We start from the raw sequence: 1,289 nt of genomic DNA on the forward strand, positions 1-1,289 counted from the left end.
CATTAACGCCCGCCTAAGGGCTGGCAACGCATAAACACCAAACTCAAMCACAACAACCGAAACCACCGCGGCTCAATGTAACTTGAAACGCCACGCGTTGACAGTCCCTCTTGAGGCGTTTGTTAGCTTCGTAGCCGATTGTTTAACAATGACTTTTTAAACACATTTGCTTGAAATGCATTTTATGCAAAAGCATCACTCAAACACACGTCCAACGCCAAAAGCTGTGAAGTTGGCTCCCAAAACTCAAAACGATCAGGGCTAAGTTGGCCACGGTTAAGAGTCCATGACAAAGAAAGCCAGATCACAGCGATGATGCAGCCTTTTGTGAAACCAAACTTTCCGTGTGGAACATCCAACACATTGAAGCATCGAAGCTTGATGGTTTTCAGCGACGTTGAACCTGCTGAATATTCAACACCTTCTACCAAATCAGCATCAAGAAAAACTCGAAAGCCAAATTGTGGAATTTGAACGCTAGAAGCTGAGTTCTAAGAATAATTGAGCTTAGATTTTCATGGTTTTAGCCTTTAAGAAGCTAACGCCCGCCTAAGGGGCTGGCAACGCATGACACTAAACTTAAACACACCAACTGTAACCACCACGGCTCAATGGGACTGGAAACGCCACGCGTTGACAGTCCCTCTTGAGGCGTTTGTTATAGCGGTGCTTTTAGTTGCCCGTGGACATATGATGTGTTGCACATAGCTTATTACCTGCAGGATCTCGTAAATAAGCTAAATACATTTTTCTTTGTCCGCTCACTCTGATACCCGGAGGATCTTCACAAGCCACACCACCATTTGCTAAACCGGCTGCATGCCATGCTTCTACTAACTCTGGACTACTAACTTTAAAGCCAATTGTCATCCCATTACCATGCGTCGCAGGTTCACCATTCACTGGTTTCGTAATACCAAGCACACCATCTTGATTTATGTAGAGACAGCGACCTTTGGCGTCAATAACACCCGCTGGATAACCTAACACCGACAATATGGCGTCATAGAAAACCTTTGATTTTTCAATGTCATTGGAGCCGATCATGATGTGACTAAACATACTTGTTCCTCTTGTTGAGCAAAGTAGGGATTTACTCTGAGGCATCGATTGAGCAATGTCTAGGTTGAAATGTGAGATAAGCTATAACGCCCGCCTAAGGGGCTGGCAACGCATTACCACAAAACTCAAACACAGCAACTGCAACCACCACGGCTCATTGGGACTGGAAACGCCACGCGTTGACAGTCCCTCTTGAGGCGTTTGTTATACGTTTTGGTAGATGTCAT

Annotated in this window: 2 protein-coding genes; both read right to left on the minus strand. The window is 45.1% G+C overall.

Annotation, left to right across the window (positions count from 1 at the left end):
• Positions 1-182 precede the first annotated feature (182 nt).
• Positions 183-362 carry a DUF645 family protein gene (locus D908_RS00130; RefSeq protein WP_005528034.1) on the minus strand — a complete coding sequence of 60 codons (180 nt, stop codon included), beginning with the start codon at positions 360-362 and terminating at the stop codon, positions 183-185.
• 310 nt (positions 363-672) lie between these two features.
• Positions 673-1,062 (minus strand): VOC family protein, encoded by a 390-nt coding sequence (locus tag D908_RS00125; RefSeq protein WP_005528039.1) that lies wholly within the window; start codon positions 1,060-1,062, stop codon positions 673-675.
• Positions 1,063-1,289: the final 227 nt, after the last annotated feature.

The sequence above is a fragment of the Vibrio mimicus CAIM 602 genome (assembly GCF_000338875.1).
Lineage (GTDB): Bacteria > Pseudomonadota > Gammaproteobacteria > Enterobacterales > Vibrionaceae > Vibrio > Vibrio mimicus.